General features: G+C 51.0%; 6 protein-coding genes and 1 pseudogene. 3 read left to right on the top strand and 4 right to left on the bottom strand.

Features of this window, described 5'->3' with window-relative positions:
* Positions 1–191, top strand: a 191-nt coding sequence (locus GS605_RS20970) for a hypothetical protein (RefSeq protein ID WP_216600279.1), incomplete at its 5' end; no start/stop codon positions are given.
* Positions 192–657: 466 nt separating this feature from the next.
* Positions 658–1,807 (top strand): annotated as a pseudogene (locus GS605_RS20840) (IS3 family transposase); the annotation flags it as partial.
* A 346-nt stretch (positions 1,808–2,153) separates the two neighbouring features.
* Here the strand turns inward: GS605_RS20840 and GS605_RS20835 are convergent.
* The 4 genes from GS605_RS20835 to GS605_RS20820 form a co-directional block, all read right to left on the bottom strand.
* Positions 2,154–3,164: a DUF2955 domain-containing protein gene (locus GS605_RS20835; protein WP_171725207.1), complete on the bottom strand. Its 1,011-nt coding sequence runs from the start codon at positions 3,162–3,164 to the stop codon at positions 2,154–2,156.
* Complete coding sequence (locus GS605_RS20830; protein ID WP_210092780.1) at positions 3,154–4,218, bottom strand: HlyD family secretion protein; 1,065 nt, start codon at positions 4,216–4,218, stop codon at positions 3,154–3,156. Before GS605_RS20830 ends, GS605_RS20835 begins: the two co-directional genes overlap by 11 nt.
* On the bottom strand, positions 4,215–5,294 hold the full coding sequence (locus tag GS605_RS20825; RefSeq protein WP_171634622.1) for an AI-2E family transporter: 1,080 nt from the start codon (positions 5,292–5,294) through the stop codon (positions 4,215–4,217). The genes GS605_RS20830 and GS605_RS20825 overlap by 4 nt, the downstream gene beginning before the upstream one ends.
* A 178-nt stretch (positions 5,295–5,472) precedes the next feature.
* Positions 5,473–5,742 (bottom strand): potassium channel family protein, encoded by a 270-nt coding sequence (locus GS605_RS20820; RefSeq protein ID WP_348539722.1) that lies wholly within the window; start codon positions 5,740–5,742, stop codon positions 5,473–5,475.
* 421 nt (positions 5,743–6,163) lie between these two features.
* Between GS605_RS20820 and GS605_RS21310 the strand changes: the two genes are divergently transcribed.
* Positions 6,164–8,815 carry an AsmA family protein gene (locus GS605_RS21310; RefSeq protein ID WP_171725205.1) on the top strand — a complete coding sequence of 884 codons (2,652 nt, stop codon included), beginning with the start codon at positions 6,164–6,166 and terminating at the stop codon, positions 8,813–8,815.
* Positions 8,816–9,400 lie beyond the last annotated feature (585 nt).

Genomic DNA, 9,400 nt, shown 5'->3' with positions numbered 1-9,400 from the left:
AACCCAACACCAACGACCGGACATTGGAACATCTTGGACATATACTCGCCGGACAGGGATGTTTCGCACGTTGCCACCTAGATCAATTTGGAGTGTGCGATCCGCCTGTGCATACGGCTTTTGCCTGTAACTGTTTAACAGAAGGGCAATTGCCGCTATGCGATGGCTTAAGCTTGATGGAAAACCTTTGAGTCGCAAATGGCAAGACTCGTGCCTCGTGCTATTCTAGGGAAATTTAAAATCAAAGGCTTAGATGTCGATGAATGGCAAAACTATGTGTCGCCCGACATTCCTTGTGGGACGACACATAGTTTTGCCATTTGGCAGCCATAGTCGTTCCATTGGTGATAGACGCTTCGTTTTTTGTTGGTTCGCTATGTGCCAGTCGGTGATGGCTGATGCCGGAATCGGATTGGGCAGAGGTGGTTGGACCTGGTCGCATTTTTCATGACCTTGGGTATGCTCACTTGAGGTGCGTGCGCGTAACGACGATTTGCCGAGTTTTCTTTGGCTGAACTGGTTAGTTTGAATTTTGCCAAAACTAACGAATATCCTCGGTCACTGCTGGACAGCTGTTCACCACACTTGCCTCATGACCCAACCACCTGAAATCAGGCCACTGAAGTGTTAGTAATCCGTCCAAGCAAAGGATGGACTATGAAACGCAGATTTTCGGACGAACAGATCATTGGAATGATCAAGGAATACGAGGCTGGAGTTAAAGCACAGGAGTTGTGCCGCAAGTACGGGATCAGCGATGCAACGTTCTACAAATACAAGGCCAAGTTCGTCGGGATGAACGTGTCGGATGCCAAGAAGCTGCGTGCACTTGAGGATGAGAACAACCGCCTGAAGCGCATGCTGGCAGATGCGATGCTCGACAATGCGGCATTGAAGGATCTCGCGACAAAAAACTACTGACGCCCGATGTCAAAAGACGGGCCGTGTCAGACGTGATGGATCGACACGATTTGTCTGAGCGTCGGGCGTGTGAACTGGCCGACCTGCACAGGTCTGTTTTCCAGTATCAGAAACAGGACGAGGATGACGCGGCCTTGCGCAAGCGCTTGCGCGAACTGGCGAACGAACGTCGTCGGTTCGGCTACCGGCGTTTGGGCATCCTATTGGCCAGAGAGGGCTTTGAAGTGAACCACAAGGAGCTGTTCGTCTCTACCGTGAGGAAGGATTGGCTGTGCGCCGTCGTCGGTCGCGCAAACGAGCTTTGGGCACGCGAAGGCCTATTCTTGTGCCGGATCGGGCCAATCAGCGGTGGTCGTTTGACTTTGTGTCCGACGCCTTTGAGGATGGTCGGCGGTTCCGTGTGTTGTGCATCATTGATGACTGCGCCCGAGAGGCACTGGCAACTGTCGTGGATCGTTCGTTGTCAGGCGCGCGGATGACCCGTGAACTGGATGATCTGATCCGCAGGCGTGGCCAGCCGGACATGATTGTCAGCGATAATGGAACGGAAATGACATCTCATGCCGTTCTTCGATGGTGCCAAGACACTGGCGTTGGCTGGCACTACATCGCACCAGGCAAGCCCATGCAGAACGCATTCGTGGAGAGCTTCAATGGTCGACTGCGTGACGAATGCCTGAACGAACATATCTTCGGCAATCTCGCAGAAGCCCGAAAGATCATTGAAACCTGGAGGATCGACTACAACACTCAGAGACCACACACATCGCTTGGCGGACTGGCACCGGCCGTTTACGCCAATCTCAACCGTGCCGCCCGGCCTGCTTCGCTTGAGCTACGCAAAGGCTCCGCTCAGCAGGCCTTGACCGCAACCTTATCACGAGAAAAAAACAGGAACGGATTCTACATCCAAACGGCCCGGATCAAGGGGCTGGGTCAAAGATCAAATGGCATGGGCAGCTGTGGTGACAAAGAAAGAAGATCGCCACGATCTCATTGACGAGGGTAATAACTTGCTGCGGTACATCGTTAAGGAATTTGCCAAGGCTTGAAATGCCATTGTCGAAGGTACGTGAGAACAGGTCGGGCACTCAACCAGAGATCGCTTCACAATAAACCACTACTGCGATGTTTGCGGTTTGTTATGGCGCTGCAACTCGTGCGGTGGTTGCGAAAATTGGTCAAACTGGGAACTCTGCTGGTTTCAGCGCCAAGTTTTGTCGCAACTAACTTCATTGAGTCGCCTGGCGCTCTTTCTCCGGCCAAAACTCATCTACCACAACATATGCGATGATTACAAAAAAAGCGGCGCTGGCAACTTGCAATACGCGAGTGATGCTCTTGACGTCAGCCTCGTCTGAAAATGGTGCAACCGAACCGCCATATACTATCAGAGCTGTCGTAATAGCGGAACCGGCGGCGGCGGCGAGCGGGACTTTTGACTTTCCAAGTGCTCCGAGTGTTAGGCAAAAGAAAAAACACAGCAAAACGGGGGTGAGAATAACCGGAGCTATTACGTTTATTTCATAACAAATGATGGATACTGCGGCCCCAAGTAGATTTGCCGTCAGCATAGCTTTTGCAACTGTTTTGCCTGCAGCAGGCATTGCCGCAAGTTGCTGGCTCAGCAGGGCGACAAAAAACAGGACCAACAAAGCAGAAGCGCCGGAAATAAAGAACGCCATAGCAAAGGGCACTGTGACCAGAGACATCCTGACTATTCGGCGATGTGAGTCGAAGTCCGGCGATGTTGCAGCTTTCTTTTGAGGTGCCGTTTGAGGTGCAGCGGGTATCAACACGAACATCAGCGTCGATACAAAGCCTGCAAACAGCAGATTCAGCGGTATCCAATACACGAGCACCAAGGCCAGATCCTGTGATTGCAAAACCAAGTTCGGGATCATCAACGCTCCCATGAGGGCGATGACACCGGGCAATACTCCGGCACCGGAAACGGACCATATGAAAGACAGGATTATTCCAATCGCCACTAGGATCAGGAACACAACAGGATATGGTGAGAAGATTGAGGAAAGCAGGAATGAAGTGAACATCAATCCAATCGAGAAGACAAACAGCTTGCCAAACGCTGCCAAAGGCAATGCGGCAGGCGCTTGAAGAAAAAGGGCAGTGAAAACCGCTCCAATGATGGCGAGTGGCCACCCGAGAAACAGGCCCAATGCAAATACACCGGTAACACCCAGCGCAAGCCGGGTGACAGAGCGTTGGTTCTCAGTATGCATAGGAGAAGATTGAAACCACGCGGATGTAGGCGCGGCCTACGAGGTTCAGCAACGAGTTGTCGCTTAGATACATGATTACATCGGCCTGCCCGTTCAGTTGAAAGCGAAGATCGTCTTCGGCACTTCCAGCTTCATAGCCGGGTAAAACAATCCTGACCGGAAACCTTTCGGGCTCCCGCAAAAATCCCTTGGTGCTTGGCGGGCTCGCCAATTGCCCTGGCTCATCACTGCCACTCAAAGAAACAGCAGCACTAAAGCTCTCAATGACGCCCGGAACAATCTTACCTGGATGCATATCCAACACCACATCAACCGGAGACCCTATTGAAGCTCTTCCCAGATTGTTCTCGGTAAAATACGCCTCGATCCAGACGTCGGTTGCATCCAGAAACGTCAAAAGATCCTGGCCGGATCGCGCATACGTTCCGGGGGCAATCAGCAGATTAGAAATGACACCTGTCGCAGGAGCACGCAGTTCGGTCCATTCAAGGTTCAGTTCCGCATCCGCCAATGCCGCCAGTGCGCGCTGGATTTTCGGGTTTTCAATCCCATCGTCACCAAGCCTTTGCTTTGCTTTTTCCAGATCAGCTTTTGCGTTCTCAAAGTTTGCCTCGGATTCTGCCAGTTGTCCCCGTGCATCATCGGCTTTTGAGACGGCAATCAACCCTTTCTTTTCGAGCGCAAATACACGTTCCGTCTGAATGCGCATCGTATCCAGATCGCTCTGCGCCCTTGCGAGTTTGGCTTGTGCCGCACTTACCTCTGCCGAAGACGCACCCACCTCTTGGGTTGCCGCTTCAAGATCAGCTTCCGCCTTTGAACGCTCGATTTCGTAGGGTCTGGAATCTATTCGAACCAGAACATCACCTGCCGAAACGATTTGGCCGTTTTCTACCAAGACTTCCGTTACCGTTCCGGTCACCTGAGGCACGATTTGGGTGGCTACAGCTTTTACTCTGGCGTTCCCGGTAAAAGGTGTTTTTCGATCAGCGACCAGGTACCAGACAAGGAAAATCAGAATGACAGCCAGGGTTGTCCATATCGTTTTCCTCATTTCGTCGCACCTTCGACAGTGCCCTCGGCTTCAGGTGAGGTATCAATCCAAACCTTGAACAGCTCATAGAAGACAGCAAAGAGTACCGGCCCCATAAAAACGCCGATCAACCCGTACGCCATCATACCTCCGAGAACACCGATGAGGATGACCAGCATGGGAGTCTCAAGGCCTTTTGAGATGAACACGGGTCTTAGGAAACTGTCCATTATCATGACGGGAACGGCCAATATGGTGAAGATCAAAGCAGTTCCACCGGACATAGAACTCCACGCGTAGATAATAACTGGTATCAGAACCAGTCCGGGCCCGATTTGGATAATTGAGAGTATGAGGCAGATAAATGCCAGCGTGGCGGCCGAAGAAATCCCAAACAATGCCAACAGTATCCAAACGAAAACTGCCTGAATGGCTGCTACGCCAATCACGCCTTTTGTAACGTTTCGGATCGTTGCGCCTGCCAGTGTCACGAATTCACCGCCGCGCGGCGCAAAGACACGGTTGGCAAAGCGCTGAAGACCCTGGACCAAATTTGGCCCGGGGCTGAACAATGCCCCCATAATCAACACGGACAGAGCTAAGCCAAGAAGCCCGATACCAATGCCCAACACCTTTCCGAAGAGCGATTTGGTGATTTCAAGGATTTGCGCGCCGTATTTTGCAAGCGCACCGTCCAGATTCCGTTCAAACATACTCCAGACATCGGCAATCTTGCTTCCGATCAGTGGTAGTTCCTTGATCCCCTCAGGGGCAGGGGGGATTTTCAACTCACCCTTGTCTGCTTGTTCCGCAAACTCGGACCCTAGTTCAGCAGCCCCGGACACCGCAGTTGCGACTGGCCCGAGGGTCAGAACAAGGCCCAACAAAACCAAGATCGTTGTGGCAAGTTTTTTCCGCCCTCCCAGCTTGGACTGGAGCCAATCAAATGCCGGGTAAAGCGCCACACAGAGGATCGTTGCCCAGATAACCACGCTCGCAAGCGGGGCCACCATAACCAGGGCGCTGTAGAGGAATAGTCCAAGAAATAGCAATCGTATCGCTAGATCGACAATCTTCGCGTCCTGAGTCTTTTCCATTCCATCCCTCCGTGAACTTTTTTTGAATGTTACACTCAAAAAACCTAATATGTATATTTTTTTAGAATTTAGTGGTCATCTATCAGCTTGAAGACACAAATTAATCCGGGCCACGGCTTGAGATGCCCAGTCAAATCAATGCCTGGGCATGAGTTCGGGTCGGCCAAATTGGGATAATCTACTTGTCCGCTTTTTTGTCGTCTTGGGACAAGATTGTATCCGCCACTGTGGTTGCTGCAGTCACGAAGACACCGAGTCCTACAATGATGTATACCATCGTAAAGATCTTCCCTGCCGCGGTTTCGGGTGAGAAGTCACCAAACCCTACGGTCGAAATGGTCACGACAGAAAAGTAGATTGAGTCGAGCCAACTCCAACCTTCGACAAAGTGGTAGAAGACCGAGGCCCATAAAATCATTCCGACTGTAAAGGCAAGAAGGCCTTTCACTCTACCATCCTTGAAAGCAACGCCAATCCCACGTGTGATTCTAGTTAGCGAATTCATTGTGTCCCCATCGTTTGAATAATTCACATATAACAGTAATTAGATGGATGTGAGAATTGAAGTATTTTAGCCGCCACTAGTTTGGTTGGGCGTCGGGTCGCAGTAATCAAAGCTAATGCAATGTGCCCGTTTACGAATCGTTAAACGCGTTTCAAGCCAGCTATTTTGAAACTGGGTCAGCAGCACATCCTAAATTTAGTCCTTTAACCGTTTCTTAGCCGCCCGACCAATTCCGCAAGAGCAGTCGGTTAAATGGTCAAGGTCATTTAGGGTTCAGCAAAATGAGAAGCCACATATTCCATTAACATGATGCTTTAATGGTCTAGTCTGCCCAAAAAAGGAATCAGAACCTTAGGAGAAAAGCGTGCGGTTCATCACAAAAGGTGTCATGGTTTGTTGCGCTGTCGCGTTCGTCGCGGTTGTTGTGGCATGGCTTTTCCTGTCCTCTGCGTTGTTTTCTTCTGTCAGGACCACTTTTGTTGAAAACCTGATCTCGAAGAAACTTGGTCAGGACGTGTTAATCGATGATGAAGTGCGTCTAGGCCTTGGTCGGCAACTGCATGTATCAGCAGCGGGATTGGTACTACCCGGCGCGATCAGAGCCGAAGCGAATCTGGCAGCAATCGATAAACTTGAGTTCAAAATTTCTGCCCGCGACCTTTGGAACAGCAAATTGTCGCTGAGTGAGCTTTCTCTCTCGGGTGTTCACCTCAACTTGATCACGGACAAAGACGGTGTCGGAAACTGGCAGTCCGCTTCCCAAACGGGCGCTAGAGCCGGGGATCCGGCCAAACCTGCAAACCTGTCTGTGGCTGGAATTCTAACGGACCACAAAATTGACCTGACCGACGTCACCGTTCTTTACCAGAACGATCTAAACGGGCTTGGTCTGGATCTGCAGCTTCCTGAGCTGAATTTAAAGCGTGATACGGAAACCGACGTTGTGACCGCGGTTGGGGCTGGTGCACTAAACGGAGAGAAGTTTACTCTGAACGCGAGCATTCCTGCGGACGACTCGTTTCAGGTCGCGGTGAACTTCGATCAGATTGCGATTGCCGCCGAGGAAGTCCCTCAAGAGAACGGGCTACAAGTGAATACGACCATAGAGGTTGCCGAACTTGGTCAGCTTCTTGATATCCTGAAACTCAATCGCGTTCTGGAGGGTTCAGGGAGTATTGGTGCAGCATTCAAATCAGTCGACGGCGTAGCCCGGATTGATGACCTGGCTGTATTGACTGAATTGGATGGTGGGCAAAGCCTTTCGCTGACGGGACAAATCGGAGAGTTGGGAAATCCAGAAGACGTATCCCTGACAACCCGAATTAGGTTGTACCCAGAAGATGCGGAACCAGCCCCAGCCGCCTCGCGGTATGATCTTAAACTTATCGCAGTCGACATGGTTATCGACAGCGTGCCTGGGCAGGTGCCGCAGCGACAAATGGTCATTAAGACCAACGGTTTCACGTTGGACACGTCCGGCGAAGGCCCGCCCCCGATTAAGTTCTCCGAGCTTTCCAGAACACCAGAAGGCGCTTTAAAAGTCGGAAACATCAACCTTAGAATTGGCAACCCAGCCGATCCGTTTATCATTTTGAACGGTTCGGTCGATGACGCGCTTCAGTTGCAAGGCATTTCAGCAGAAGGCCTAGTGGATATACCGGCAAGCAGTTTGATCTCGCCAGAATTGTTGGGACCAGACGACCAGCTTGGCAGGTTTTCCGGTGACTTCCATTTGAACGGCGACATCAATCAGCTTTCGCTGACGAATTTGGATGGGAAGACACGCGATACAGACGTCTGGAACCTTGAGGTGCATGGCACTGTCGAGAATGTACTCAAATTCGAGGACCTGGATTTGGCAATTGATGTCGCTGTTCCATCCGGAGCGGATCTTTTGCAGGCACTATCGCTTGAACGTGTGGAAACCGGGCAGGCTCGCCTTGAAATCAATCTTGTTAGCGAAGGCACTGATTGGAACGCGAGTGCCAATGTTGAGGTCGCCGACTCTATCTTGCAGATTATGGCCGATCTTGATGATGCAACAAGCGACCCGGTGCTGCAGGGTTCCATTGAGAGTGACCTGATAATGATAGATCAGATCCGAACTATCGTTCAGGCTGCCGCACAGTTGCGGAAATTAGGCGGCCCAAATCCGGAAGAGAAAGAACCTAAGAAAGAAGACGAGGGCAACCAAGGCGCGTTAAGAGATGTAACGCTTAAACCTATCGGGCGCTCAATTCTCTTGTCCGGCATGGATATGGATGTCGACGTTGACCTTCGGCACATCGAAGGTGCCAAGGGCATCAGCAGTCTGCAGAGCGAAGTGACGCTCAACAAAAACGCGCTTAAGGCAGGACCACTGAAGTTTGAATACGGAGGCGCTCATTTCGACGTCAGTGGGCAATTAGATCTATCGAACGACGCACATCTGCTCACGTTGACCGGCAAGGCAGGTGGCTGGCAACTGGATGAAATTCTTCACAGCCTGAACTTCAAAAAGGGCGCAAGCGGTACAATCTATGCAGATTTTTCGGTGACCGGCGGAACCGATTCAGTCAAGCATTTTGCCAATAGCATGAGCGGCAATGCCACAGTTTCTATGCGTGACGGCTCGATCGAGACCCAGCTTTTAGATCTGGCAGGATTGGGGGTGCTACCTTGGGTGTTTACCAAAAAGAAACAGAAGGTTGCTCCAATTGTATGTTTGCGCGCGCCGATTAGTATTTCAAATGGAAGTATTTCGACGAAACAAACCACATTGGAGACAGATCATGTCCAAGTCGTCGTCTTTGGCGGTGTTAATGTGGCGGGCAAGGTTTTGGACCTAAGTCTGCAGCCCCGCAAGATTGGCGAACCTCTTTCGAAGAGCCCTTGGCCCGTGACCTTGAAGGGTCCACTAGCAAAGCCGAAGATCAAGGTCAAAGACGGTCCGAAGCGGCTGAAACGATCGGATGGTGCGGACAAAATGCCGGCAAGAAGACAGCTTTGCGTTCCGGACATTTTACAACTGCAGTAGTGGCGGAGGCAGTCGATAAAAGACCATTCTTAAAGTTCAAAAAGAATGGCATCGCTTTCTGAAAGCGATTTTTGCTTTGGGTTTTCTCTCGATATATTCCGCACGTTAGGCGAATAGAGACTCTCGTGGAGTTCAGCGGACATGATGGAAGACCTTTGAGACGCAAATGGAAAAACGTGTGCTCTGTTGAAATGGTAGCTAAAGCGAAATCAATAGCTTAGTGAAGCGTGAGTGGCAGAACTATGTGTCGCCCGACACTTTGAATCCATTGGAAAAATTGGCGGTTTTTACCAGCTACCCGCCAACATACCCACCTACCGATTTGAATGGCTGCACGAAGATTGTGTTTCCAACCATCGCGATTTCTCTCCGCAGCCTTCGATGAATCCGATCAAATAGCGCCCGTGATATGCCCTTGAGTTTCCACGCGATCTTATGGACACAAATCAAGGATTGGATAAGTACCTGGGTTGATTAAGACTGGCCATTAGGGTCAGAATTCATAGCCAAAAAGATGACGGTAGCCGTCCGTGCGATGGCTGAGAGGAAGACCTTTGGGCACCTGTCGTATCGGGCTGCCACACG

The organism is Ruegeria sp. HKCCD7559, from assembly GCF_013110575.1.
GTDB lineage: Bacteria > Pseudomonadota > Alphaproteobacteria > Rhodobacterales > Rhodobacteraceae > Ruegeria.
This window is presented reverse-complemented; position numbering and strand designations above follow the sequence as displayed.